The 24,395-nt window shown below is 61.5% G+C and carries 19 protein-coding genes, 3 tRNA genes and 1 pseudogene; 15 read left to right on the top strand and 8 right to left on the bottom strand.

Annotation, left to right across the window (positions count from 1 at the left end; all coding sequences use genetic code 11):
- Positions 1 to 147: 147 nt before the first annotated feature.
- The 3 genes and pseudogenes from AC5SSZ_RS04885 to AC5SSZ_RS04895 all read right to left on the bottom strand — a co-directional run bounded on the left by AC5SSZ_RS04885 (position 148) and on the right by AC5SSZ_RS04895 (position 3,345).
- A pseudogene (locus AC5SSZ_RS04885) lies at positions 148 to 1,315 on the bottom strand (IS3 family transposase).
- 308 nt (positions 1,316 to 1,623) lie between these two features.
- Positions 1,624 to 1,893 carry a glutaredoxin family protein gene (locus tag AC5SSZ_RS04890; RefSeq protein ID WP_274835636.1) on the bottom strand — a complete coding sequence of 90 codons (270 nt, stop codon included), beginning with the start codon at positions 1,891 to 1,893 and terminating at the stop codon, positions 1,624 to 1,626.
- A 126-nt stretch (positions 1,894 to 2,019) separates the two neighbouring features.
- Complete coding sequence (locus AC5SSZ_RS04895) at positions 2,020 to 3,345, bottom strand: MFS transporter (protein WP_495437336.1); 1,326 nt, start codon at positions 3,343 to 3,345, stop codon at positions 2,020 to 2,022.
- 156 nt (positions 3,346 to 3,501) lie between these two features.
- On the opposite strand from AC5SSZ_RS04895, the gene AC5SSZ_RS04900 reads away from it, so the two are divergent.
- From AC5SSZ_RS04900 to AC5SSZ_RS04920, 5 genes are all read left to right on the top strand, one after another.
- Positions 3,502 to 4,500, top strand: a complete 999-nt coding sequence (locus tag AC5SSZ_RS04900; protein WP_495437338.1) for an aldo/keto reductase — start codon at positions 3,502 to 3,504, stop codon at positions 4,498 to 4,500.
- 221 nt (positions 4,501 to 4,721) lie between these two features.
- A tRNA-Asp gene (locus AC5SSZ_RS04905) sits at positions 4,722 to 4,798 on the top strand.
- 81 nt (positions 4,799 to 4,879) lie between these two features.
- Positions 4,880 to 4,956: transfer RNA gene (locus tag AC5SSZ_RS04910), tRNA-Asp, on the top strand.
- Between the two features lie 75 nt (positions 4,957 to 5,031).
- Positions 5,032 to 5,108: transfer RNA gene (locus AC5SSZ_RS04915), tRNA-Asp, on the top strand.
- A gap of 41 nt (positions 5,109 to 5,149) precedes the next feature.
- A complete protein-coding gene (locus AC5SSZ_RS04920; RefSeq protein ID WP_274833372.1) occupies positions 5,150 to 5,374 on the top strand; it encodes an RND transporter in 225 nt (74 codons plus the stop codon).
- A gap of 134 nt (positions 5,375 to 5,508) precedes the next feature.
- Here AC5SSZ_RS04920 and AC5SSZ_RS04925 read toward each other — a convergent pair whose 3' ends face one another.
- Both AC5SSZ_RS04925 and AC5SSZ_RS04930 read right to left on the bottom strand, forming a co-directional pair.
- Positions 5,509 to 6,387 (bottom strand): alpha/beta fold hydrolase, encoded by an 879-nt coding sequence (locus AC5SSZ_RS04925; RefSeq protein WP_274833373.1) that lies wholly within the window; start codon positions 6,385 to 6,387, stop codon positions 5,509 to 5,511.
- Between the two features lie 100 nt (positions 6,388 to 6,487).
- Positions 6,488 to 7,879 carry a M20/M25/M40 family metallo-hydrolase gene (locus tag AC5SSZ_RS04930; RefSeq protein ID WP_495437341.1) on the bottom strand — a complete coding sequence of 464 codons (1,392 nt, stop codon included), beginning with the start codon at positions 7,877 to 7,879 and terminating at the stop codon, positions 6,488 to 6,490.
- A gap of 385 nt (positions 7,880 to 8,264) precedes the next feature.
- Here AC5SSZ_RS04930 and hemA point away from each other — a divergent pair, with 385 nt between their 5' ends.
- The 3 genes from hemA to ispG all read left to right on the top strand — a co-directional run bounded on the left by hemA (position 8,265) and on the right by ispG (position 12,057).
- Positions 8,265 to 9,488 carry a 5-aminolevulinate synthase gene (gene hemA / locus AC5SSZ_RS04935; protein ID WP_495437343.1) on the top strand — a complete coding sequence of 408 codons (1,224 nt, stop codon included), beginning with the start codon at positions 8,265 to 8,267 and terminating at the stop codon, positions 9,486 to 9,488.
- A gap of 129 nt (positions 9,489 to 9,617) precedes the next feature.
- Positions 9,618 to 10,829, top strand: coding sequence for a helix-turn-helix domain-containing protein (locus AC5SSZ_RS04940; RefSeq protein WP_495437345.1), 1,212 nt, complete (start codon positions 9,618 to 9,620; stop codon positions 10,827 to 10,829).
- 103 nt (positions 10,830 to 10,932) lie between these two features.
- Positions 10,933 to 12,057, top strand: a complete 1,125-nt coding sequence (gene ispG, locus AC5SSZ_RS04945) for a flavodoxin-dependent (E)-4-hydroxy-3-methylbut-2-enyl-diphosphate synthase (protein ID WP_495437348.1) — start codon at positions 10,933 to 10,935, stop codon at positions 12,055 to 12,057.
- A 109-nt stretch (positions 12,058 to 12,166) separates the two neighbouring features.
- Here the strand turns inward: ispG and AC5SSZ_RS04950 are convergent, their stop codons facing one another.
- Both AC5SSZ_RS04950 and AC5SSZ_RS04955 read right to left on the bottom strand, forming a co-directional pair.
- A complete protein-coding gene (locus tag AC5SSZ_RS04950; RefSeq protein WP_495437350.1) occupies positions 12,167 to 12,931 on the bottom strand; it encodes a DsbA family protein in 765 nt (254 codons plus the stop codon).
- Positions 12,928 to 14,307: a M48 family metalloprotease gene (locus tag AC5SSZ_RS04955; protein ID WP_495438318.1), complete on the bottom strand. Its 1,380-nt coding sequence runs from the start codon at positions 14,305 to 14,307 to the stop codon at positions 12,928 to 12,930. The genes AC5SSZ_RS04950 and AC5SSZ_RS04955 overlap by 4 nt, the downstream gene beginning before the upstream one ends.
- On the opposite strand from AC5SSZ_RS04955, the gene AC5SSZ_RS04960 reads away from it, so the two are divergent.
- The 7 genes from AC5SSZ_RS04960 to AC5SSZ_RS04990 all read left to right on the top strand — a co-directional run bounded on the left by AC5SSZ_RS04960 (position 14,306) and on the right by AC5SSZ_RS04990 (position 23,387).
- Positions 14,306 to 15,448, top strand: a complete 1,143-nt coding sequence (locus AC5SSZ_RS04960; RefSeq protein WP_495437352.1) for a pyridoxal phosphate-dependent aminotransferase — start codon at positions 14,306 to 14,308, stop codon at positions 15,446 to 15,448. The genes AC5SSZ_RS04955 and AC5SSZ_RS04960 overlap by 2 nt on opposite strands.
- Before the next feature lie 79 nt (positions 15,449 to 15,527).
- Positions 15,528 to 16,748 carry an N-acetylmuramoyl-L-alanine amidase gene (locus tag AC5SSZ_RS04965; protein ID WP_347508988.1) on the top strand — a complete coding sequence of 407 codons (1,221 nt, stop codon included), beginning with the start codon at positions 15,528 to 15,530 and terminating at the stop codon, positions 16,746 to 16,748.
- Between the two features lie 201 nt (positions 16,749 to 16,949).
- On the top strand, positions 16,950 to 19,451 hold the full coding sequence (locus AC5SSZ_RS04970) for a penicillin-binding protein 1A (RefSeq protein WP_274837231.1): 2,502 nt from the start codon (positions 16,950 to 16,952) through the stop codon (positions 19,449 to 19,451).
- 171 nt (positions 19,452 to 19,622) lie between these two features.
- On the top strand, positions 19,623 to 20,747 hold the full coding sequence (gene prfB, locus AC5SSZ_RS04975; protein WP_495437355.1) for a peptide chain release factor 2: 1,125 nt from the start codon (positions 19,623 to 19,625) through the stop codon (positions 20,745 to 20,747).
- Positions 20,748 to 20,790: 43 nt separating this feature from the next.
- Entirely contained in the window at positions 20,791 to 21,072 is a 282-nt protein-coding gene (locus AC5SSZ_RS04980) for a hypothetical protein (protein ID WP_347508985.1), read from the top strand.
- 94 nt (positions 21,073 to 21,166) lie between these two features.
- Positions 21,167 to 22,570, top strand: a complete 1,404-nt coding sequence (locus AC5SSZ_RS04985; protein ID WP_368998751.1) for an amidase — start codon at positions 21,167 to 21,169, stop codon at positions 22,568 to 22,570.
- 46 nt (positions 22,571 to 22,616) lie between these two features.
- On the top strand, positions 22,617 to 23,387 hold the full coding sequence (locus tag AC5SSZ_RS04990) for a DUF2189 domain-containing protein (RefSeq protein WP_495437359.1): 771 nt from the start codon (positions 22,617 to 22,619) through the stop codon (positions 23,385 to 23,387).
- A gap of 19 nt (positions 23,388 to 23,406) precedes the next feature.
- Here AC5SSZ_RS04990 and AC5SSZ_RS04995 read toward each other — a convergent pair whose 3' ends face one another.
- Positions 23,407 to 24,165: a helix-turn-helix domain-containing protein gene (locus tag AC5SSZ_RS04995; RefSeq protein WP_065270606.1), complete on the bottom strand. Its 759-nt coding sequence runs from the start codon at positions 24,163 to 24,165 to the stop codon at positions 23,407 to 23,409.
- Positions 24,166 to 24,395 lie beyond the last annotated feature (230 nt).

Consider the following 24,395-nt stretch of genomic DNA (forward strand, 5'->3'; position numbering starts at 1 on the left):
GAACGCTGCGATACCATCGCGACTCATCCGCCAGATCGGGGCTTTGGTGGCCGAATGCACCACTCTCACCGCAGGCGTGTAGCCCCCTTCTATCATAGCCAGAAACCTGCGCCTGGTCGGCCCCACCTGAGTGGTCCAGCTTAACCGTTAGTGCATGATCAGTCTTGGGTCCATCGGTACGATGGTTTCCTGGGCTGGAGGGCGGTAGCCCAAAGCACTGTGTGGTTGTTTCGTGTTGTAGTGTTTCCTCCACTGTTGATCAGCGGTCTCCGCTTCCCGGAGGCTGTAGAAGACTTCCCCGTTCAGCAGTTCATCCATTGCCCGGCAGGCGCATGCAACGCATGCTGCCGAGAGGGGCGGAACCTGGCATTGAAGCTTACGCAGTAGCCGTTCTCCCAAGGTGACCCGGGCGCGATGTAGGCGGTCTTGGCGCCGACGGCCTTGATCCAATCTTGAACGGCCTGAGCCACGAACTCCGGGCCGTTGTCAGACCGGATGTAATCCGGCACACCCCGCATGATGAACAGGTCGCTCAAGGCATCGATCACGTCACCCGAGTTCAGCTTGCGCTTCACCTTGATCGCCAAGCATTCCCGGCTGTGCTCGTCCAAGATGTTGAGCGTCCGGAAGACCTTTCCGTCCTCCGTCCGGCAGTGGACAAAGTCATAGCTCCAGACGTGGTTGCGATACTCAGGGCGCAGCCGGACACAGGAGCCGTCATTCAGCCAGAGCCGTCCCTTCTTCAGTGGCTTCATTGGCACTTTCAGCCCCTCTCGTCGCCATAGGCGCTCGACCCGCTTGTCGTTCACCTCCCAGCCCGCATCTCTCAGCAAAGCCGCGATCCGACGATAGCCGTAGCGGCCATACTGCCGCGCCAGTTCGATCATGTCCGCGACCAGACGCTCCTCATCGGCACGGCCATGCGGCGCCTTCCTCTGCGTGGATCGGTGCTGACCCAAGACACGGCAGGCGCGTCTCTCGGACAGATGGAACCGGGTGCGAACGTGATCGATGCAGGCACGGCGGCGAGCGGGGCTCAAAAGTTTCCCTTTGCCGCCTCCGCCAGGATCAGCTTGTCCAAAGTCAGATCCGAGACGGCTTTTCTCAACCGTTCGTTCTCTTTCTGGAGGCGCTTCAGTTCCCTGAGTTGGTCGGTTCCCATACCGCCATATTGCTTGCGCCAGCGATAAAACGTCTGTTGTGTCATGCCGATCTGGCGCACCTCCTCCGCGATCGTTGCACCTTGTCCCTTTAGAACTTCAACCTGCCGAAGCTTAGATATGATTTCTTCGGGTTTCTCTCTTTTCCCAGACATCGCGGTTCCTCCAAATTGCGGGACAAAACTATCCCAGTTGGTGGGCCACTTTCAGGGGGCTATCCAAGTACGGGGCGGCCTTTGCGGGGCTGGGGCAGAATAATATCATAACCACATCCGCAGCTGCGCCAACGGTGGAGGTGCAGACGCCAGTGAGCCCTTCGGAGTGGGATGGCTCTACCCCGTTCATTGACTGATCAGAAAGCCTTTCCTAGGGCGCACAGAGGGCAGGCAACGTGGTCATGTCCCCCCCCCCCCCCGCTTAATGCGCGTCTTTGCTCCGCGGGCATGACGGGGGGGCTTGTGGATCAGCGTTTCCAGAACCGTTTTGGTTTCGGCTTCTGGGCCTTGAGGTGTTTCTTCAGCTCAGTGAAGCCACCAATTTTCTCCCCGTCAATGAATACAAGCGGCGTTGTAGTGACGTGGTGCTTATCCTTGAAGGCATCCGTTTCCCGGCGGGTGCGCAGCACATGTTCTTCGATATCGAATTTTTCGCGACGCAGCAGGTCAAGGGCTGCCGTGCCGAAGCCACAGGTGTAATTGGGCAAATCCATGCGATAGATGACGGCTTTGGGCATAGGGGTATCCTTTCTATTCGCGGCGGGTTTCGAATACCGGCATGGCTTGCGCAAGGTCGGGCGGATCACGTTGGCGTGGGGGAGGTGAGGGCGTCGGCTGGGAGCAGGGTGGGGAGCGCCTGATTGTCAGCCGCGCGTCGGCCAGTCGCGGTGCAGATCGTCGATGATGATGGCGTGCTTGTGTGCCTCATCCCCGTGCTCAAGCAGGTGTGGATGATCCGGCGGCAGATCCGCGTGGCTATGGGGTATCTCCGAGGGGGCATGGGCAGGCCAGAGGAAACGGCACAGCAGCAGCCCGACAAGAGAAAGCGCCGCCAGCAGGATCAGCGCCGTGAGCGTGCCAAAGGCGGTCATCAGCCAGCCAGACAGCGGATAGGTCAGAAGCCAACAAGCATGGGAGAGGGCAAACTGCGCGGCAAAGATGGCCGGGCGGTCCTCGGCAAGGGCAGAGCGGCGCAACAGCCGTCCGGAGGGGGTCATGACCGACGAGTAGCCGATGCCGACCAGACACCAGCTGATCAGCAGCCCGCCCCAGCTGAGGCCCGTAATTGCCACCAGCGCCGCCAGCGCCAGCAATGCCGCAACCAGCAGCCCGGCGCCGGATAGCATTACTGGCCGGTCCGGCACCCGGTCCAGAACAGGCGGCAGCAGCAGCGCTGCCAACATCGAGCCAAGGCCAAAGGCGAACATCGCCCAGGCCACATCGCTTTCGCTGAGGCCCAATTCTCCGCGCACCAGTACCACGGAGTTCACCAGCACCATCGCCCCGGCGGCCGAGACCGAAAGGTTGAGCGCCAGAAGACCGCGCAGCCGGGGTGTGGCTAGGTAGATCCGGATCCCTCGGGTGGTGCGATCGTAAATGCCGCGCCTCCGGCTGGATTTCGGGCTGGGCAGCAGCACTGAGACGACAAGCAGGGCCGAGCCGACAAAGCCAGCGACCGTACCAAGGAACAGCGTGTCATAGGCCATGACGGCCAGCAGCAGCGCCGCCAGCGTCGGGCTGACAATGTTTTCCAGATCATAGGTCAGCCGCGACAGCGACAGCGCCCGTGTATATCGGTCCTCCTCCGGCAGGATGTCCGGAATCGTGGCCTGGAATGTGGGAGTAAAGGCAGCTGATGCGGATTGCAGCAGGAAGATCAGCACATAGACCTGCCAGACCTCGGTGACGAAGGGGAGACACAGGGCCGCTGCCGCCCGCACGAGGTCCAGCGTGACCAGCAGGGCGCGGCGGTTCACACGGTCGGCAAAGGCCCCGGCGATGGGTGCAATCCCCACGTAGGCGATCATCTTGATCGTGAAGATGCTGCCGAGCACCAGCCCCGCGCCGCTGCCTGCCAGATCATAGGCCAGCAGACCCAGCGCAACGGTGGCCAGCCCGGTCCCGATCAGCGCCGCGACCTGGGCCAGGAACAGATGGCGATAGGTGCGGTCTGACAGGATGTCGAACATGGGCGTCCTTACGGGGAGCAGGAAATGGCGATGGGCCTGATCCTGCCTGAGCGTCAAAGGGCAGGCAAGAACGACGGGGAAGAGCGTTCGACAAACGGGCTTCTTTTCGGCACCATGCGCTGGACGAACACATAATCGAAGCCGGAAAGAGAGTTCATGAAGCAGCGCAAACTTGGAGCCCAGGGACCAGAGGTCGGATGTATCGGCTATGGCGCGATGTCCTTTTCAGACATGTACGGCCCCACCAATGAGGCCGAAAGCCACGCCATTCTCGACAGCTGCCGGGATCTGGGGGTGACGCTGCTGGACAGCGCCAATATCTATGGCATGGGAAAATCCGAAAGCGCCATCGGATCTTACCTGCGCGCCAATCCCGGGGCGCGTGATGAATTTGTGATCTCGACAAAGGCCACGATCACGCGCGATGCCGATGGCAACCGGTGCTTTGATAACTCGGCAGAGCATCTTGAGGCAGAGCTGGACAAATCCTTGCAGCGGCTGGGCGTCGAGTGTGTCGATCTGTTTTATGCGCACCGCCGAGATCCGCGTTTCACGCCCGAGGAAACGGCGGCGAACCTTGGCCGCCTTGTGGAAAAGGGCAAGACACGCGCGATCGGTCTTTCGGAGGTGGCGCCCTCAACCCTGCGGCGGGCGATGACGGCCTTTCCTGTTGCGGCTGTGCAATCGGAGTATTCCCTGTCGACCCGGTTCCCCGATCTTGGCCTGGTACAGGCCTGCGCCGAACTCGGGGTGGCTTTTGTGGCTTTCTCGCCGGTGGGGCGCTCCTTGCTGACGGATAATCCGATTCCGAAGGCGCGGATCCCGCAACTGCCGTTCCTTGCTGGCAACCCGCGGTTCATGGAGCCGAATCTTAGTGAGAACCTGCGGATCACCGATAAGTTCCGTGCACTTGCGGCGCAGATGGGGACCTCGGCGGCGGCTCTGGCCAACGCTTGGCTGCTGACCCGCGGCGACCACGTGATCCCGATCCCCGGTACCCGCAGCGTCAAACACCTTGGGGAATGCGTCGCGGGCGCGGATCTGACGCTGACGCCTGAGGACTTGGAACGGATCGAGACTGTGCTGCCCGTGGGATGGGCGCATGGCGACCGCTATTCGGATGAGCAGTGGATCGGCCCTGAGCGCTATTGCTGATCCGACAGTTGCTCTGGTTCACGGCGACGGGGCGAATACGGGTCTTTGGTTCGCGAGTGCGGGGAGGGATAGGGAGCTTTCCTCTTGGTTTCAATGCTTTACATCTGGGAATGAATTTTTTTGGCCGAAAGCGGATAAAATGACAAAACACCGCTTGACGATACCCGAGGCCTAGGAATATTACACCCCAACGTTCGGAAGAGATGCTGAACGGGCAGCGAGCGGTTGTAGCTCAGTTGGTTAGAGTACCGGCCTGTCACGCCGGGGGTCGCGGGTTCGAGCCCCGTCAACCGCGCCACTGCTGCCTGCCCGCCTTGGGCAATACCAGGGTCCGCTCCGGATGGGGGATGCCGAAAGGCAGATGATATGAGATCCATGCGCGGTTGTAGCTCAGCTGGTTAGAGTACCGGCCTGTCACGCCGGGGGTCGCGGGTTCGAGCCCCGTCAACCGCGCCACTCATTAGTCTGGTCCCATGTGACAATGGGAAGTCCCGAAATGGGACCGGTCGGGACGCCTTATATAGGCCATGCGCGGTTGTAGCTCAGCTGGTTAGAGTACCGGCCTGTCACGCCGGGGGTCGCGGGTTCGAGCCCCGTCAACCGCGCCACTTCCTTTTTCCTCGAAAAATCAGGACCAGATGCGAGCGTCATGAAACTGCTGGATTCCATCGACTGGACGACTGCGATCATTGTCGCGCTACTTCTGGGGCTGGCGCCTTTCTTCCCCGAACCGCACCTGTGGGAAAAGCTCAGGATGCTGTTTGCAGGCGAATTGCAGCGCGCCCTCGACTGGTTCGATCTACTGATGCACGGCGCCCCCTTGGTGTTGTTGGGGCTCAAGGCCGCAAGAGACCTGCGCGCACGCAAGGGGTAGGCTGCCTGCAGAGCGGGGTATTGGCAGTAAGGGGGGGGCCGCGCTGTGCCTTCTATCATCGGCCAAGGTCGGGAGAGTCTGCACAGGCTCAGTGCCCATGTAGCCGACACCATCGGCGCCAAGATCACCGGATGTCAGAACGCTGGTTGTTCACTAAGAAAGTCCATGAGCGCTTCCGCGGTTTTCGATGGGTGCTGGTCCACGAAGAAATGCCCGCCCGGAATGGCCGCAGCGCGCATGTTGGCTAGGCGGGGCGCCCAGGTCGCCTCCACATCGTATTGTTTCGCCATAGCGCCGGTGGCGCCATAAAGGACCAGCGCGGGGCTGGAGACCTGACGGTCCAGATCAGCGGCATCTAGCGCGAAATCCACATCGATTGCGGCGCGGTAATCGTTGCACATCGCGTGGATGCACGCCGGATCACGCCAGCTCTTGCGGTAGGCCTCCAGCGCCTCGGCCGGGAAATCCTCCAGCGTCGCGCCGCCCCAGCCCAACAGGCAGCTTTCAAAATAGTAGTCCGGGTCCGCCCCGATCATCCGCTCGGGAAAGGGCGCGGGCTGCGCGAGAAAGAACCAGTGATAATAAGCGCGGGCGACCTCTTGGTGCAGATCACCCAGCAGCAGGTGGGTGGGGATGATGTCCATCACTGTCAGGCTAGCGATGGCGTTTGGGCTATCAAGCGCCATCCGGTGCGCCGTGCGTGCGCCACGGTCATGGCCGACGAGGTGAAAGCTCTCATGGCCCAATGAACGCATCAGTGCCACCTGATCGGCGCCCATCTCGCGAAAGTTCATCGCGGTCATGTCGTCTGGCTTGCTGCTGTCGCCATATCCGCGCAGATCGGCGGTCACCACGGTAAACTGTTCGGCAAGGCGTGGTGCCACGGTATCCCACATGGCGCGGGTTTGCGGGAACCCATGCAGCAGCAGAACGGCAGGTCCGCTGCCTTGCTGGGTGTAGGCAATCGTTTGGCCGTTCACCTCGGCGCGGCCTGTTTCGATTTCTGATGCCATCCACCTGACCTCCCTGAGTGGCGTGACTTTCCTGAATGAAGGATGCCCGGCCCACAGGGCCGGGCATGGCGGGGAGCCGCCGCTCCCCTATCTTGTCCGCTTACGACTGGGTCAGTGCCTCCAGAACCCGCGCCCAGGAGCGGATGCCTTTGTGAAAGCTCTTGAGGTCGTATTTCTCGTTCGGGGAATGGATCGCGTCATCTTCATTGGCAAACCCGATCAGCATCGATTCCATGCCGAGGATGGATTTGAAAAAGCCCGCGATCGGGATCGATCCGCCCATGCCGCAGAAGACCGCCTCGCGCTCCCATTCGTCGCTCAGCGCGCCGCGGGCGGCGGTGAATTCGGGGCGAGTGATATCCATCACCGAAGCGCGCGACCCTTCCAGATCGTTGTCCCAGACCACCTTGCAGTCGGGTTTCAGGCGATCTTCGATATGCTTGCGGATTTTTTGGCGCAGTGCGTCGGGGTCCATGTCCCCCACCAGACGGCAGGTGATCTTGCAATGCGCTTCGGAGGGGATCACGGTTTTCGATCCGGCGCCGTTATAGCCGCCCCACAGTCCGTTGACCTCCAGCGTCGGGCGCGCCCATTGCTGCTCCAGAATGCTGCGGTCTTTTTCGCCATGGGCCTGGGTGTAACCGGCGTTGCCAAGGTAGTCGTCTGCATCAAAACCGCAGCCTTCCCACTGACGCATCTGGTCTTCGGGCACCTCTTTTACGCCCTCATAGAAGCCTTCGACGGCGATCTTGCCGGTTTCCTCATCATAGAAGGAGGCGACGATGCGGCTGATTTCGCGCAAGGGGTTGAGGCCCGGGCCGCCATAGTGGCCGGAATGCAGGTCGATGCGCGGGCCGACCAGGGTGAATTCATCCTTCAGCATCCCGCGCAGCTGCGAGGCGATGGAGGGCACGCCGCGCGACACCATGGAGGTGTCACAGATCAGCGCGATATCCGCTTTCAGCTCTTCGGCGTGTTCTTTCATGAAGGGCACCAGCGACGGCGATCCCGATTCCTCCTCGCCTTCGAAGAAGAAGGTGATGCGGCAGGGCAGGGAGCCGTGGATCGCCTGCCAGGCGCGGCAGGCCTCGACAAAGGTCATCAGCTGCCCTTTGTCGTCCGAGGCGCCGCGGCCGCGGATGACGGTGCCGTTTTCGGTCTCTTCCAGTTGCGGCTCGAACGGCGGTGTCTTCCACAGGTTCAGCGGATCGACCGGCTGCACGTCATAGTGGCCGTAGAACAGGACATGCGGCGCGTCCTTGTTTTCCTGCCCCACGTGGCCCACGACCATAGGGTGGCCGGGGGTTATGCGCTTTTCGGCGTCGATGCCGATGGATTTGAGATCTGCCACCAGCCAGTCAGCCGCCTTTTCGCATTCTGCCTTGTAGGCCGGGTCGGTCGAGACGGACTGGATCCGCAGAAGGTCCAGCAGCCGGTCCGTTGCTGCGTTCACATCGGCGTCGATCCGGTCCAGCACTTCATTCAATGACATGTCTCACTCCTGCGTTCTGATTATGGTTTGTGATGATTTGTCGCGGACCGTAGCAGCGCCGTCAAAGAGGCGCCAGTGGGGAAGCTGGACGAGGGGATGAACCGCCATAGCCGGCTGTCCATGCAGGTATTTTCCAGAGTTTCCGATCCTCTATGCCCGGCGCCTTTCAGCGCCGCGTGCCACGCAATTGTCAGGAAATAGCCGCCCGCGCCGGGTTGTGGGCTCAGTTGCTTAGGTCTATTTGACCTGCATCAATGTTGCGCAACATGCCTTTTGCGTAAGCAGTTGATCAAAATCGGCGTCTAGGGTAGTTATTCATAAATGTGAATGGGACTGCCTTCGCGCCAGCGCCCTGGGTGCCAGACTTACAGCTATGGAGATGCCGGTGGACTATACCGCGAAACTCGACGCAGCGATTGAAAGCCTTCACGAAGAAGGCCGCTACCGGACCTTCATCGATATCGAACGGAAGAACGGACAGTTCCCGCATGCGGTCTGGACCCGTCCCGATGGCAGCGAAAGCGATATCACCGTCTGGTGCGGTAACGATTACCTTGGCATGGGGCAGCACCCGGTGGTTCTGGCCGCGATGCACGAGGCGATTGACGCAACCGGCGCAGGTTCGGGCGGCACCCGCAACATCTCGGGCACCACCGTCTATCACAAACGCCTTGAGGCCGAACTGGCGGATCTGCACGGAAAAGAGGCAGCGCTGCTGTTCACCTCGGCCTATATCGCCAATGACGCAACGCTTTCGACCCTGCCCAAGCTGTTCCCCGGTCTGATCATCTATTCCGATGCGCTGAACCATGCTTCGATGATCGAAGGGGTGCGCCGCAACGGCGGTGCAAAACGCATCTTCCGCCACAACGACGTCGCGCATCTGCGCGAACTGCTGGAAGCGGATGACCCCGCAGCGCCCAAGCTGATTGCCTTCGAATCGATCTACTCCATGGACGGCGATTTCGGCCCCATCGAAGAGATCTGCGATCTGGCGGATGAATTTGGCGCGCTGACCTATCTCGACGAAGTGCACGCGGTGGGCATGTACGGCCCACGTGGCGGCGGTGTGGCTGAGCGTGACGGTCTCGCAGACCGTATCGACATCATCAACGGCACTCTGGCCAAAGCATATGGCGTGATGGGCGGCTATATCGCAGCCTCGGCCAAGATGTGCGACGCCATCCGCTCTTATGCGCCCGGCTTTATCTTCACCACCTCGCTGGCCCCGACGGTTGCAGCCGGGGCGGCGGCCTCGGTGGCTTTCCTCAAGACCGCGCCCGAGCTGCGCGAGAAGCACCAAGAACAGGCAAAGATCCTGAAAATGCGCCTCAAGGGGCTGGGCCTGCCGATCATCGATCACGGCAGCCACATCGTGCCGGTCATCGTCGGCGACCCGGTTCACACCAAGAAGTTGAGCGATATGCTGCTGTCGGATTTCGGCATTTACGTTCAGCCGATCAACTTCCCCACCGTTCCTCGCGGCACCGAACGGCTGCGGTTTACCCCGTCGCCGGTGCATGGGCCGCTGGAAATCGACGCTTTGGTCAAGGCAATGGACGGTCTTTGGTCGCATTGTGCGCTGAATCGCGCCGAATTGGCCGGGTAGTGCACAGTTCTGTGTTCAAAACTGTTGAGTGTGTTATCGTTTCATCAACGGATTGGTCAGCTTGAGTCGTTAGGGTGATTCTGCAGACATCAAAATCCGGTTGCGGCAGGTAAAGATGGGACAGCAGGCATGATCGGGCGCCTTACTCAGCGCAAATCAAAAGAGCAGGGTGAGCCATCCGCGCCCAAAAGTTTTGACGACTTTGAGCTGCGGCTTGGCGACATGATGCGCGGCGAGCGCGCAACCATGGGGAAATCCCTGCTTGATGTGCAACGAGAGTTGCGCATCAAGGCATCTTACATCGCTGCGATTGAAAATTCCGATCCTTCAGTTTTTGACACGCCCGGCTTTATCGCCGGGTATGTGCGCTCTTACGCGCGCTATCTGAGCATGGATCCCGAAGAGGCGTTTGAAACCTTCTGCCGCGAAAGTGGCTTTACGGTTGCCCACGGCATGTCGGCCGAGGCCTCGGTGCGTAAGGCAAAGGCTGCACCCGGTGCACAAGCGGCAAATGCCAGTGGGCTGGGCAGCGACCCGTTCACCTCGCCCAACACGCCCTTTGCCCCCTCTGCGGGTGGTCTGTTCAGTCATGTGGAGCCACGCGCCATCGGATCGCTGATGGTGCTGGCGGCGCTGATCACTGGCATCGGCTACGGCGGCTGGAGCATCCTGAAAGAAGTGCAGCAGGTGCAGTTTGCACCGGTCGATCAAACGCCGCTTGTGCTGGCGGATGTGGACCCGCTGGAAGGCGCGCAGCTGAACCTGGCGAATGCGGATACGGATCCTGCGGCAGCGGCGCTGGACCGGCTCTATCGCCCACAGGCGCTGGATGTTCCGGTTCTCGAAGCCCGGGACGCGCCGATTGCAACGCTTGATCCGCGCACCTTTGGCAACTTTGCCGAACCCGATCTGCCATCCATCCAACTGGCGGAGGCCAGCCTGCCTGCGGACATCGCCGGGCAGCAGCTGACGGTACCGCAGGTCGTCGAAGAGGTGGCGCCGAGCGCGGAAATGCTTGCCGTACGTCCGGCATGGGTCGAGGTGACCGCCGCGGATGGCAGCGTCATCTTCGAAGGGATCATGGAACCGGGCGACCGGTTCGAGATTCCCCTGACTGAAGTTGCACCGACCCTGAAGACCGGGGAAAGCAGCGGCATCTATTTCGCGGTCAATGGACAGCATTTTGGTCCCGTGGGCCAGCGTGGACGGGTGACCAAGAATGTCGATCTGTCCCCGGATGCGATCTCGGGTCGGTTCGAGGTGGCCGATCTTGAGGATGACCGCAACCGCGCCCTTGCGACCCTGGTGGCGCAGCTGCAGGTCGACAGCGCACAGGACTGATCCTTTTTCCGCTTTTACTGTGTCTGACCGCGCCTGCCATTGCAGACGCGGCCCGCAGCACGTATCTACCGGCTGAGCAGCAGGACCATAGGGGACGGACCGCATGTCGCTGAATCACATTCGACCCTGGCGCCATATCGAGCGCCGCAAGAGCCGCCAGATCCATGTAGGGAACGTGCCGATTGGCGGGGATGCGCCCATCGCGGTGCAGACCATGACCAATACGCTGACCACCGATGTCGCTGCGACCATCGCCCAGGTGCAGGCCGCCGCGGAGGCGGGCGCGGATCTGGTGCGCGTCTCGGTCCCGGATGAGGCTTCGTCCAAGGCGCTGAAGGAAATCGTGCGCGAAAGCCCGGTGCCCATCGTTGCGGATATCCATTTCCACTACAAACGCGGGATTGAGGCAGCCGAGGCAGGCGCCGCCTGTCTGCGCATCAATCCCGGCAATATCGGCGATGAAAAACGCGTCGCCGAAGTGATCAAGGCCGCCCGCGACCACAATTGTTCGATCCGGATTGGCGTCAACGCTGGCTCATTGGAAAAGCACCTGCTCGACAAATACGGTGAGCCTTGCCCCGAAGCGATGGTCGAAAGCGGTCTCGATCATATCCGCATCCTGCAGGATCACGATTTCCACGAGTTCAAAATTTCGGTGAAGGCCTCTGATGTCTTCATGTCGGCAGCCGCTTATCAGCAACTGGCCGATGCGACAGATGCGCCGATCCACCTTGGGATTACCGAGGCAGGGGGCTTTGTCTCCGGGACCATCAAATCGGCCATCGGTCTGGGGCAGCTTTTGTGGATGGGCATTGGCGATACGCTGCGCGTCAGCCTCTCTGCCGATCCAGTCGAAGAGGTAAAGGTCGGGTTCGAAATCCTGAAATCGCTGGGCCTGCGGCACCGCGGCGTCAATATCATCTCCTGCCCCTCTTGCGCGCGGCAGGGGTTCGACGTGATCAAGACGGTTGAAGCGCTGGAAGAGCGACTGGCCCATATCCACACACCGATGAGCCTGTCTATCATCGGCTGCGTCGTGAACGGGCCGGGTGAGGCGCTGATGACGGATGTCGGTTTCACCGGCGGCGGGGCCGGGGCCGGGATGGTTTATCTGGCGGGCAAGGCCAGCCACAAGATGAGCAACGAAGAGATGGTCGACCACATCGTCGAACAGGTCGAACAAAAGGCTGCAGAAATCAACGCGGCTGAGGCAGCCGCCGCAGAATAAGCAGACGGCCCCAGACCGGGGCAATATGCAGGACTAACAGAAACGGGGCGCCAAGGGCGCCCCGTTTTGCGTTTCACCATGATGGCTCGGCCCAAGGCCGCAGCGCGGGTCAGCCGCGGTTCTTGCGGTTCTCTGCCACCAGGACTTCCATCTGATCAGCAGGCAGGTAGCCGCGCAGCAGTTCACCGCCCAGAACAAATGTGGGCGTGCCGGAGATCGACAGACGCTGGGCCAGATCGCGGGTCTGGCGCAATTCGCGGGTGACGTCCTCGGAATCCATATGGGCGAGGATGGCGTCGGCATCCAGATCCAGACCATCCGCCAGACGGCGCAGGGCGACTTCCCCCGGCTCGCCGGTCATCTCCATCAGGGCTTCGTGCACGGATTTGTACGCATCGCTGCCAGCCAGCTGTTTGGTTGCAACAGCAAAGCGCGACGACAGCACCGAGGCTTCGCCCAAGATCGGGAATTCCTTCACCACCCAGCGGATGTTGCCATCCTTGGCAAGCAGCTCCGCCACCTCGGGCGCGGCGCGGCGGCAATAACCACAGCGATAGTCCATGAACTCGACCAGGGTGATGTCGCCCTCGGGGTTGCCGCCGACCCAGGAATAGCCATCGTTTTCCAACTCCTGCAGGTTGTCGGCAACCAGCGCCTGATCGCGGGTGGCTTCGGCGGCGGCCTGACGTTGCTCCAGCAGGTTCACGGCCTCAAGGATCACCTCGGGGTTTTCCATCAGGTATTCCCGCACCTGGACGCCAAAAGCTTCGCGTTCGGCGGCGCTCATGTTCGAAAGGTCCAGCGCCTGCGCGGGGGCGCCAAGCAGCGCAAGAGCAGTGGCAGCACCTGCTGCTGCACGTGTAACACGGATCATTTTCGTTTCCTTTTCTGTGTTTTCTCATAGGCCACCAGCACGTCCTGCGCCCGGCGCCAGGCTGGCGATCCGGTGGGCAAAAGCGCGGTGGCGCGTTTGGCATGCAGACCGGCGTCGTCCAGACGCCCCTGCAGGGCATAGCGTTCCGCTGTCACCAGCGCGGCAAGCCCGGTCTGTTTGGTTTTGGCATAGGCCTGCGCCATGTCCCGCAGCAGCACCGTGTTGCGAAAATCGATGCCGCGGGATTTTTCCAGCGATTTGAGCGCGGCCCGAGGCTGCCCAGCAGCAAGCTGCGCCCGGCCATAACTGGCCAGCACAAGCGGGTCCGAGGGGGCCAGCGCGACCGCCTGCCCGTAACTGGAAAGCGCGGCATTCCAGTCGCGGTTTTCCATCAGGATCTGACCTTTGAGATCGTGATAAAACGGATCCTTGGGGCGCAGCGAAATGGCGCCGTTTATGGCGGTCAGCGCCTTCTTGCGATTGTTGAGCCGATGATAGGCGATCGCCTCCCGCATGAGCCGGACATCCTTGTGGCTCTCGCTGCCTGCGCGCCGCAGCGTCCACTTCGGAGAGCGGACGAAGGCAGACAGCTTGCCGCGCAGCCGGGCGAACCAATACTCGGCCTCTGGATCGGTCGCGATGTCGGTGCCGTGGCTGGCGACATAGGCCTGCGCCGCGCGGATGCGGTCGCGGCTGAGTGGATGCGAGCGCATGTAGGGGTCCTGATGCTGGGCGCTCAGCACTTCTTGTCCGGCAAAGGTCTGGTGCAGGTCGACCAGCCCCTGCGGATTGACGCCAGCGCGGCTGAGGTAGCCTGCTGCCGAGCGGTCAGCCGAGGATTCCTCGGCGCGGGTGTGTGACAGGAAGCCGCGCAGGGCTGAGCTTTGCGTGCCGATGGCAATCCCGGTCGAGGCTTCGCTGCCAGCGCCCGCAGCGGCGGCCAGAACCGCCAGCGCCATGCCCAGCCCGGCGGCACTTCCGGCCGAACGCATGTTCTGCATCCGCCGGGCCAGATGGCCGTTTGCGATATGAGCCGCTTCATGGGCTAGAACCGCCTGCAGCATCTCGGGGCTGTCGGACTTGAGGATCAGGCCGTAATGCACGAAAATTGTTCGGCTATCCAAAACAAAGGCGTTGTAGCTGGACTCGTTGACCACAAGGATTTTGGTGCGCCGGGCGTTGAGGCCGGCCGCCTGCAGAACCGGCGCCGCAAGCCGGTTCAGCGCCTGTTCCACATCTGCGTCTCGCAACAGGGTGATCGATGCCGCCTGCACAGCCGTCGCCGCATAGGCCAGCAGGCAAAACACCAGAGCCGGGATTGACGCCAGACGAGAGAAACGGTCAAAAGTCATGCGCGCACCATGGGAGAACATCATGCGAAACTCAACCCGCTCAGAGGTCGATCCGTTTATTGTGATGGACGTCATGGAGTCCGCCCGCAAGGCCGAAGAGGCCGGGCGCCGTATCATTCACATGGAGGTCGGCCAGCCTTCGACCGGGGCGCCGGAGGCGGCGCAGCAGGCGCTGGTGCAGGCGCTGCAAAGTGATGCGCTAGGGTATACCGTGGCGCTGGGGAATCCGGCGCTGCGCGAACGTATCGCACGCATGTATGGCGAATGGTATAACGTGGATCTGGATCCCGGGCGCGTGGTGGTGACCTCGGGTTCGTCCGGGGCGTTCCTGCTGGCCTTCACGGCGCTCTTTGACAGCGGTGACAGGGTCGGCATCGGCGCGCCGGGCTATCCGTCGTACCGGCAGATCCTGCATGCGCTGGGGCTGACGCCGGTGGATATTGAAACGGCAGCGGAAAACCGCCTTCAGCCGGTGCCAAGCGATCTTTCCGGGCTTGATCTCGCCGGGCTGATGGTGGCCTCTCCGGCGAACCCGACCGGCACGATGCTGAACCGCGATGCCATGGGGGCACTGATCGGCGCGACGCAAGAGGCCGGAGCGGCCTTCATCTCGGACGAGATCTATCACGGGATCGAATACGAGGCCAAAGCCGTCACCGCGCTGGAGTTGACCAATGATGCCTATGTGATCAACTCCTTCTCCAAGTATTTTTCGATGACTGGCTGGCGCGTTGGCTGGATGGTGGTGCCCGAGGATCATGTGCGGGTGGTGGAACGTCTGGCCCAGAACATGTTCATCTGCGCGCCGCATGCAAGCCAGGTGGCGGCGCTGGCCGCGATGGATTGCGAGGATGAGCTGCAGGCAAATCTGGCGGTCTATGCCCGCAACCGGCAACTGATGCTGGAAGGGCTGCCAAAGGCGGGGTTCAGCAAGATCGCACCGCCAGACGGGGCGTTTTATGTCTATGCGGATGTGTCGGAGCTGACGCAGGACAGCCGTGCCTTTGCCGCCGAGATCTTGGAAAAGGCCGGGGTCGCGGTGACGCCGGGGCTGGATTTCGATCCGGTGCGGGGCGCAACGACGCTGCGGTTCTCTTATGCGCGCTCCACCGCCGATATCGAAGAGGGGCTGTCGCGTCTGCGCAGTTTCATGGAAAACCGCTAAGGTCCCCGTCAAAGGAGATGGGGACGGTGGGTGCAAACACCCACTGGTCAAAGGCACAGGCAGAATGGGCAGGAACAGGATGACAGGCAGGATATTGGCGATCATCGCGGCGCTGTTTCTGGGCGGCGCGGCCATGGCGCAGGGGTTTTCCGGGCTCGCGCGCATTGATGCCGAGCAGAGCCGTATCAGGGATGCGGGGCAGGGGGCAGAGATTGATCTGCACCTTAGTCAGGGGGTGCCCTATCGCCTGTTCACGCTCGACAACCCTCCGCGTCTGGTGCTCGATTTTCAGGAGGTGGACTGGACGGGGCTGCGTCGCGAGAACCTGATCCAAGGCGAAAACCTGCGCGATGTGCAGTTCGGCACCTATGTGCCCGGCTGGTCGCGTATGGTTCTGGCGCTGGCCGGACCGATGCAGGTTAGCGCCGCCGGGATGGAGGTTGATCCGGTGACAGCGGGCGCGATCCTGTCGGTCACGCTGGACAAAACAGATGCCGAACAGTTTGCCGCCAATGCCGGCGCCCCGCAGGACCGGCGCTGGGACCTGCCCGCGCCCGAGCCGCTGACACCGGCTGCCCCGCGTGATGACAATGCGCCGCTGCTGGTGGTGCTGGACCCGGGGCATGGCGGCATCGATCCCGGTGCGCAGGTCGAGGGCGGCCTCGATGAAAAGACCTTGATGCTGCAATTTGCCTTTGAACTCGGCGAAATGCTGGTGCGCTCGGGTCAGTTTTCGGTGCAGCTGACCCGTGATGGGGATTACTTCGTATCGCTGGAGCGCCGGATTGCGCTGGCGCATCAGGCGGGGGCGGATCTGTTCATCTCACTGCACGCGGATTCCCTCTCCGAAGGCGGCGCGCGGGGATCGACCATCTATACCCTGTCGAAAGAGGCTTCGGACAAGGCATCGGCCACCCTGGCCGAGCGGCACGACCGGTCGGATCTATTGTCTGGGACAGACCTCAGCGCGGCGGATGATCTGGTGACGGATGTGCTGCTGGATCTTGCCCGGCAGGAAACCCAGCCACGCAGCGAGGCGCTGGCGCGCGCCATCGTCGAAGGGCTGGCGGAGCAGGGCGGGCCGCTCAACCGGCGGCCCATGCGCTCGGCCGGATTTTCGGTACTGAAATCGGCGGATATCCCGTCGGTCCTGATCGAAATCGGCTTCCTGTCCAGCGCCCGCGATCTGAAGAACCTAAAGGACCCGGAGTGGCGCGCCCAGGCGGCGCGCGGTGTTCTGTCTGGCCTGATCGAATGGCGTATCCGCGATGATGCGCTGCGCCCGCTGGTACGCCAGTAGCCGGAAAGTAGGAAAAAGGCGCCCATGGGGATCGGCGCGCAGGTGCCGACTGACCCACTGGTTGCGACAGCGCCTGTCGCTGCGGCCCCGAATCCTCTATGGTTTTCCTGACACCAGCGGCATATATTCGCCGCTTCCCGTTTTGACCCCGGTAACAGGGGCTCCTATATAGGCGGGACCGTGCGAGAGAGGCTTTATTCCGTGCTCAGGTTCATTCTATCCTTCTTCGGCTCCATTTTCAGTACCATCACGCTTGGCGTGGCGGTGGTTGCACTGACCATTGGCGCGGTCTTCTGGATGTATGGGCGCGACCTGCCCAGCCACGAATCCCTGGCGCAATACCAGCCCCCGACCATCAGCCGGATCTATTCGGGCGAAGGACAACTGATCGACGAATTCGCCGAAGAACGGCGCTTGTTCACCCCGTCGCACGAGATCCCGGCGCTAGTGAAACAGGCCTTCATCTCTGCCGAAGACAAGAATTTCTATTCTCACGCAGGCTATGATGCCCGTGGTATTGCTGCCGCCGCGATTGAAGCGGTTCGCTCGCGCGGGTCCAACGTGCGCGGTGCCTCGACCATCACCCAGCAGGTGATGAAGAACTTCCTTCTGTCCGGTGACCGTAAGGCCGAGCGCAAGATCAAGGAAATCATCCTCGCCACCCGGCTTGAGGAAACGCTCGACAAGGACCGAATTCTTGAGCTCTATCTGAACGAGATTTTCCTGGGGCAGAATTCTTACGGGGTCGCGGCGGCCTCGCAGACCTATTTCAACAAGACCCTTGGCGAATTGGCCCCGCACGAAGCTGCCACGCTGGCCTCCATGCCCAAGGCGCCGTCAGATTATCACCCGGTTCGGCGCAAGGACCGGCTGCTGGCCCGGCGCAACTACGTGCTGCGCGAGATGTACGAGAACGGCTATATCTCCGAAGACGTCTACAAGGTGGAGGTCGAACAGCCGCTGCGCTCGGTTCAGAACGGCGATTTCGAAAGCTTCCGTACCGCTCTGCCGCCGCGCGATTATTTCACCGATGAAATCCGCCGCCAGCTGTCGCAGGACTTTGGGGAAGGTGAATTCTTTACCGGTGGTTTCACCGTCCGCGCCACTATCGACGAGGAAATGCAGACAGAGGCCGCGCTGGCCATGCGCAAAGGTCTGGAGAAATATGACCGTTCGCGTGGGATCTGGAAGGGCACAGGGGTAGCTCTCACCGAAGAGGAACTCGCCTCCGAAGAGACCTGGCGCGAGGCGCTGGGACAAGCCGATGTGTCCCGCGACATCGACTTGGGTGGCAAATGGCTGCCTGCCGTGGTGCTGACAGTGGCCGATCAGTCGCTTACCGTTGGCGTAGAAGGCGTTGCCGAAACCGGCAGCGTGCCGCGCTCTGACATCAAGTGGATGAAGGGCAATTTCAAGGACAACTTCACCCGCGGAGACGTGGTGCTGGTCCGCGCCGAGATGAAAGACGATGCCTTTAGCCATTGGTCGCTGCGGCAGGTCCCCGAAGTGCAGGGCGGTTTCGTTGCAATGGACGTCAACACCGGCCGCGTTCTGGCGATGCAGGGCGGGTTCTCCTATCAGCATTCGGTGTTCAATCGCGCCACCCAGGCGCAGCGACAGCCTGGGTCCAGCTTCAAACCTTTCGTCTATGCGGCGGCGCTGGACAGTGGATACAGCCCGGCGACCATCATCGTCGACGCCCCGATCGAGATCAACACGCCGCAAGGTCTGTGGCGGCCCAAGAACTCCAGCAACAAGTTCTACGGTCCGACGCCGCTGCGCACCGGGATCGAGATGAGCCGGAACCTGATGACCATCCGACTGGCGCAAGAGGTCGGCATGCCGGTGGTCGCGGGCTATGCGGAACGCTTTGGCGTCTATGACAATATGGGCACCTATCTGGCCAACTCGCTGGGGGCCGAGGAAACCACGCTCTACAAGATGGTTGCAGCCTATGCGATGTTCGCCAATGGCGGCCAGCGGGTGCAGCCGACCCTGGTGGACCGCATTCAGGATCGCTTTGGCAAGACGATCTACCGCCACGATGACCGCGACTGCGTCGATTGCGCCGTGGCTTCCTTGGAGCCTGGACGGGCACCGCGTATCGTTGCCGACCGCGAACAGGTGATGGATCCGATCACCGCCTATCAGCTGACCTCGATGATGAAGGGGGTTGTCGACCGCGGCACCGCCTCCAGCGTGATCAACCTGCCGGTGCCCACCGCGGGCAAAACCGGCACCACCAACGATTCGCGCGATGTCTGGTTCGTCGGCTTTACCTCCAATATCGTTGCGGGTTGCTACATGGGCTTTGACCAGCCCCGCCCGATGGGGCGTGGCGCCTATGGCGGCACCATGTGCGGGCCGGTGTTCCAGCAGTTCATGACCAAGGCTGTCGAAAAATTCGGCGGCGGTCCCTTCGAAGTGCCCGAAGGCGGCCATTTCATCAAGATCGACCGCTATACCGGCGCGCCTTTGCCGGATGATGCTTCGGGTGCCTATGTGGTGGCGGAATACTTCCGCGACGGGGCTGAGCCGATCTTTGGCATGACCTTCGATGGCGGCTTTGCCATGGGCTCCAGCCTGCCGTTGATCGAAGAGGTCGAACAATCCGGGCGCAAGGTTACCACCTCAAGCGGTGGAACCGCGGTTCTGGGGCCAAAGGCCAGCTTTGGCACCATCAGTTCGGGCGGCCTTTACTGACCGCCCGCCTGTGCCTTTGCGGGCACCGGCTTTGACGGGGGTATTGCGCGCGGGGCGCGATTGTCGGCCGCCTATGCGCACTGCTTGACGATGGACAGGCGCAGACCCTTGTTCTGCCTTGGTCTCTGGGCTATCACGCCAGCCTGAACGTCATGACAGGATACTCCCAAGATGCGCGCTGAAACCCAGAATATCGTGACCGAGATTGAAAAATCGCTGGAGCTTCTCGCCCAGCGGCTCGATTGGGAAACTGCGGAGTTCCGGCTGGAGGAATTCAACGCCCGGGTCGAGGATCCGGGACTGTGGGACGATCCCGAAGCGGCGCAGAAACTGATGCGCGAGCGTCAGATGCTGGTCGATGCGATTGATACCTACAAGGGCATCAAGCGGGATCTGGCCGACAATATGGAGCTGATCGAGCTTGGCGAGATGGAAGAGGACGAGGAGGTCGTCACCGACGCCGAGGACGCTCTGAAGGCGCTGAAGGACAAGGCCGCCGAAAAGGAACTGGAGGCGCTGCTGGACGGCGAGGCGGACGGCAACGATACCTTCCTCGAAATCAATGCGGGCGCGGGTGGCACTGAAAGCTGCGACTGGGCTTCGATGCTTGCGCGCATGTACGTCCGCTGGGCCGAGAAGAAAGGCTACAAGGTCGAGCTTCAATCCGAAAGCGCTGGTGAAGAGGCAGGCATCAAATCCGCCGCCTACAAGATCTCCGGCCCCAATGCCTATGGCTGGTTGAAATCCGAAAGCGGTGTGCACCGTCTGGTGCGGATTTCACCCTATGACTCAGCTGCCAAGCGTCACACTTCCTTCTGTTCGGTCTGGGTCTACCCAGTGGTGGACGACAATATCGACATCGAAGTGAACCCGGCGGATATCCGTATCGATACCTACCGTTCGTCCGGTGCGGGCGGTCAGCACGTTAACACCACCGACTCGGCGGTGCGGATCACCCACCATCCCACCGGGATCGTGGTGACCAGCTCGGAAAAATCCCAGCACCAGAACCGCGATATCGCCATGAAGGCCCTGAAATCGCGCCTGTATCAACTGGAGCTGGACCGTCGCAACGCGGCCATCAACGAAGCCCACGAGAACAAGGGCGACGCGGGCTGGGGTAACCAGATCCGGTCCTACGTGTTGCAGCCCTACCAGATGGTCAAGGATCTGCGCACGGGGCATGAGACCTCGGACACCAAGGGCGTTCTGGATGGCGATCTCGATGGGTTCATGGCTGCGACCTTGGCGCTGAACGTCTCCGGCAAAAGCCGCGCGGACGCGCAGGCGGAGTAAGCGCTTTTTGTCCAAACGACCGTATTGGCCGAGATTTCACAGGTTGGAGCTAACTGTTATTGTTCCGGCTTGGTTCTTTGTGTTATTCGGCGGGCTTTTCTTTCAATTTCTTGTTGGCGGTGTCGTCCTTGATGCGGAAGTCCGCGATGGGGCATATCTGTTCGAGATGCGTGGAAGTGATGAACCCAATTTCTGGCAGCCGACGAACTGGTTCATGTTTTGGTGGTGGAAAGCTAACCTTTACGTTGGCATCTCCTGCGTGAGTTATGTCGCCCTGCGATATCTGATTAGCTGGCTCACAGCGCCGGGGGACGAAGGCGCGTGAACGTATCAGGAGCGAACTGAGACAAGTCACCGCTTTCTTTTGCAAAAATCTGTCGCTAGGCTTTGTTCATTCCCGGAATGGAGCCCAGTCGATCATGACCCAGTACAGCTCTGCCAGCGATCTTCTGGCGCAATTGCATGATGGCAGCCTGACGGCCACGGCGCTGATGGAGCGCACACTGGCGCGGATTGCGGCGGTGAACCCGGATCTGAATGCCATCGTGGCGCTCAGGCCCGCCGATGAGCTGATGGAGGAGGCCCGCAAGGCCGATGCCATGCGCGCGGCCCATGTACCGCTAGGTCCGCTTCATGGCCTGCCCATGGCGGTCAAGGATCTGGCCAATGTCAGGGGCATCGTGTCCAGCCAGGGCTCGCCGCTTCTGAAGGATTTCGTGCCCTCCGAGGATGAGCTGTTCGTTTCGCGCCTGCGGGCGGCGGGGGCGATCCTGATCGGCAAGACCAATACGCCTGAATTCGGGCTGGGGTCGCATACTTTCAACCCGGTTTATGGCGCGACGCGAAACCCCTTTGATCAGGGGCGCACCTGTGGTGGCTCTTCGGGCGGGGCGGCTGTGGCGCTGGCCGCTGACATGGTGGCGCTGGCGGATGGCTCCGACATGATGGGGTCGCTGCGCAATCCGGCGGGCTGGAACAATGTCTACGGCTTTCGCCCCACCTGGGGCTGGGTGCCCTCCGAACCAAAGGGGGATCTGTTCATGCACCCCCTATCGACCCTTGGCCCCATGGCGCGCAGCCCCGAGGATATCGGTCTGCTGCTGGACGTGATGAGTGGTCCGGACCCGCGTCAGCCGCTGGCCTCGGGCGGGGCGCCGGTGATGCCTTTGCCGGAGGCTGAAAAGATGCGGATTGGCTGGCTTGGCGACTGGGGCGGGGCCTTTCCGATGGAGCCGGGGATCCTTGAGCTTTGCGAGGCGGCTGCCAAGACATTCGAAGACTTGGGTCATACGGTTGAAGCCGTGGCGCCCCCGTTCCCGGCTGAACGCATCTGGGAGGCCTGGATTACCCTGCGCTCCTTTGCCGTGGCGGCGGGCCTGCGGGTGTTCAATGATCGGCGCGAGCATCTGAAGGACACCGCCATCTGGGAGCTGGAGCGCGGCCTTTCGATGACGGCGCAACAGGTGCAGGAGGCATCCGATGCGCGCTCTGACTGGCAGCGGGCCGCGGCGCGGCTGTTCCAGGACTACGACGCCCTGATCCTGCCGACGGCGCAATGCTGGCCGTTCCCGGTCGATATAGATTACCCGCGCGAGATCGCAGGCGTTGAGATGGACACCTATCACCGCTGGATGCAGGTGGTGGTGCCGGTCAGCCTGCTGGGGTTGCCCTGTCTTGGTGCGCCTGCGGGGTTCAGCGAGGCGGGCCTGCCGATGGGCATCCAGATCTTTGGCGCACAGGGGCAGGATCAGAATATCCTGGCACTGGGCCAGCAGTATCACGCGGCCACGCAATGGCCGCAAAACGCCCCTCCACAGGGTTAAGGAAGGACCCGGGGGAGGGGAAACGTTTCGGGGAGGAAGCGTTTCGATGACAGAAAAGGCATTTGGTGTACCGGAAATGCAGCCGATGACCGCAGAAATCCTGCGCGAGGCGCTGCGACGCGGATGGGCGGATTTCCTGGCCAAGCCCGGATACGGGTTGTTCTTTGCCGGGTTTTACGTCTTGGCGGGCTGGGCGATGGCCTGGGTTACGGCACAGACCGGCACCACCTTCTGGCTGGTGCTGGCGGCCATCGGATTTCCCCTGATCGGTCCCTTTGCTGCCGTAGGGCTTTATGAGGTCTCACACCGGCGCGAACAGGGGCAGGCAATGGATGCCCGGGCCATTCTGGGGGTGGTTCTGCAGCAAAGCCGCCGCCAGCTGCCGTCGATCTGTGCCATCATCATTGTGGTGTTTCTGTTCTGGTTTTTCCTTGGCCACATGATCTTTGCCCTGTTTCTGGGGCTGTCGACCATGACCAATATCTCTACCTCGCTGGATGTCTTCCTGTCGGTCGAGGGGCTTACGATGCTGGCAGTCGGAACGGTTGTAGGCGCGTTGTTCGCGTTGCTGCTCTATATGATCACGGTGATCTCTCTGCCGCTGCTGCTGGACAGAGAGGTGGATTTTGTCACTGCAATGATCACCAGCTTTACCTATGTGCAGCGGAATTTTGCGCTGATGATGCTCTGGGCGGTGCTGATTGCGGTGCTGACCTTCGCGGCCATGCTGCCCGCCTTTGCCGGTCTGCTGGTGGTGCTGCCGTTGCTTGGCCACGCCACTTGGCACATCTACCGGCTCGCCACATCCCCGACCTAGGGCGGCGGGGTGTCCCTGGTCAGGAGAACGGTTCGTTGATGCGCAGCAGGCGGCGGTGGTAGGGCAGCAGGTCCTCTTCGCTCACAAAGCCCGCATTGCGGGCCACGGCCAGCGCAGGCCCCATGTCGCGGCCGAGGTATTCATAGACCATCCGGGTGACCCGCTCATCGCCGCTTTCGCGCACGGTGCGGGCCACGTAGCCAACCCAGAAATTGTTTTCAAGTGAGGCCACGCGCGCTAAGTAGTTGAAGGAAAAGGTCATCGCGCGGCGCCGGGAAATTAGGAAGGCGACGCCGTCCTCGTGACAGCTGAGCACGCCGCGGAACTCACGCGATGCCGGGTCTTCGGGCAGGCCCTGAAACCGCATCGCATCCTTGGCCTCAAACCCCTTGATATAGGCGACGCCGCCTCCATCGCGGCTTACGCGCACCAGACCAACGACAAAACTGTCACCGTTGATGAAGCTGCGCCGGGTAAAACGGTAATAGCCAGAGGGGAAGATCTGCTCGCTCAGCTGCTCGATCCCATGGCCCAGAAAATCATTGAGAAAGGCGCCGTGCAGGATCTTGTCCTGTTTGCCAACTGTATCGACCGGCTCCAGCAGGATACGCGCATCCACATCAAAGAAGCAGCAGATCCGGTCCAGAACGTCCGGCCGCGGAAAGCTTTCGCCGGACATGTAGCGATTGAACTGCGTCCGGTTGATGCCAAGGCGCCGCGACAGTTCGGAGATGGAGGGGTATTGCTGTGCCAGATGACGCAGGTTGGCGCCAAACATGTCGCGCAATTCTGCGGGAGAACGCGATTGCCGGGCGCGGTTGTCATCTCTTGCTGTTGCTATGGCAGCCATTGTGGCCTCAATCCCCGACCGTTGATCGCGACAAATATTTCCATTTTACGATGGGTTGTCGCTTTGTCGCGTCAATGTTGTCTCTAAATCACGTCGGGATACTATCCTCGCTGACACAAATTGCAATAGTCCGACGCAGTATTTGCCATGTTGGCGCC

It is taken from the genome of Phaeobacter sp. CC-HEC084, from assembly GCF_059429255.1.

Bases quoted from the DNA above. Each gene is read 5' to 3' on its own strand.
- prfB (WP_495437355.1), top strand. From the start codon at position 19,623: ATGCGCGCTGAAACCCAGAATATCGTGACCGAGATTGAAAAATCGCTG.
- AC5SSZ_RS04950 (WP_495437350.1), bottom strand. From the start codon at position 12,931: ATGATCCGTGTTACACGTGCAGCAGCAGGTGCTGCCACTGCTCTTGCG.
- AC5SSZ_RS04995 (WP_065270606.1), bottom strand. From the start codon at position 24,165: ATGTTTGGCGCCAACCTGCGTCATCTGGCACAGCAATACCCCTCCATC.
- AC5SSZ_RS04900 (WP_495437338.1), top strand. From the start codon at position 3,502: ATGAAGCAGCGCAAACTTGGAGCCCAGGGACCAGAGGTCGGATGTATC.
- AC5SSZ_RS04960 (WP_495437352.1), top strand. From the start codon at position 14,306: ATGCGAAACTCAACCCGCTCAGAGGTCGATCCGTTTATTGTGATGGAC.
- AC5SSZ_RS04930 (WP_495437341.1), bottom strand. From the start codon at position 7,879: ATGTCATTGAATGAAGTGCTGGACCGGATCGACGCCGATGTGAACGCA.
- AC5SSZ_RS04925 (WP_274833373.1), bottom strand. From the start codon at position 6,387: ATGGCATCAGAAATCGAAACAGGCCGCGCCGAGGTGAACGGCCAAACG.
- AC5SSZ_RS04940 (WP_495437345.1), top strand. From the start codon at position 9,618: ATGATCGGGCGCCTTACTCAGCGCAAATCAAAAGAGCAGGGTGAGCCA.
- AC5SSZ_RS04890 (WP_274835636.1), bottom strand. From the start codon at position 1,893: ATGCCCAAAGCCGTCATCTATCGCATGGATTTGCCCAATTACACCTGT.
- ispG (WP_495437348.1), top strand. From the start codon at position 10,933: ATGTCGCTGAATCACATTCGACCCTGGCGCCATATCGAGCGCCGCAAG.
- AC5SSZ_RS04990 (WP_495437359.1), top strand. From the start codon at position 22,617: ATGACAGAAAAGGCATTTGGTGTACCGGAAATGCAGCCGATGACCGCA.
- AC5SSZ_RS04955 (WP_495438318.1), bottom strand. From the start codon at position 14,307: ATGATGTTCTCCCATGGTGCGCGCATGACTTTTGACCGTTTCTCTCGT.
- AC5SSZ_RS04965 (WP_347508988.1), top strand. From the start codon at position 15,528: ATGACAGGCAGGATATTGGCGATCATCGCGGCGCTGTTTCTGGGCGGC.
- AC5SSZ_RS04985 (WP_368998751.1), top strand. From the start codon at position 21,167: ATGACCCAGTACAGCTCTGCCAGCGATCTTCTGGCGCAATTGCATGAT.
- AC5SSZ_RS04895 (WP_495437336.1), bottom strand. From the start codon at position 3,345: ATGTTCGACATCCTGTCAGACCGCACCTATCGCCATCTGTTCCTGGCC.
- AC5SSZ_RS04920 (WP_274833372.1), top strand. From the start codon at position 5,150: ATGAAACTGCTGGATTCCATCGACTGGACGACTGCGATCATTGTCGCG.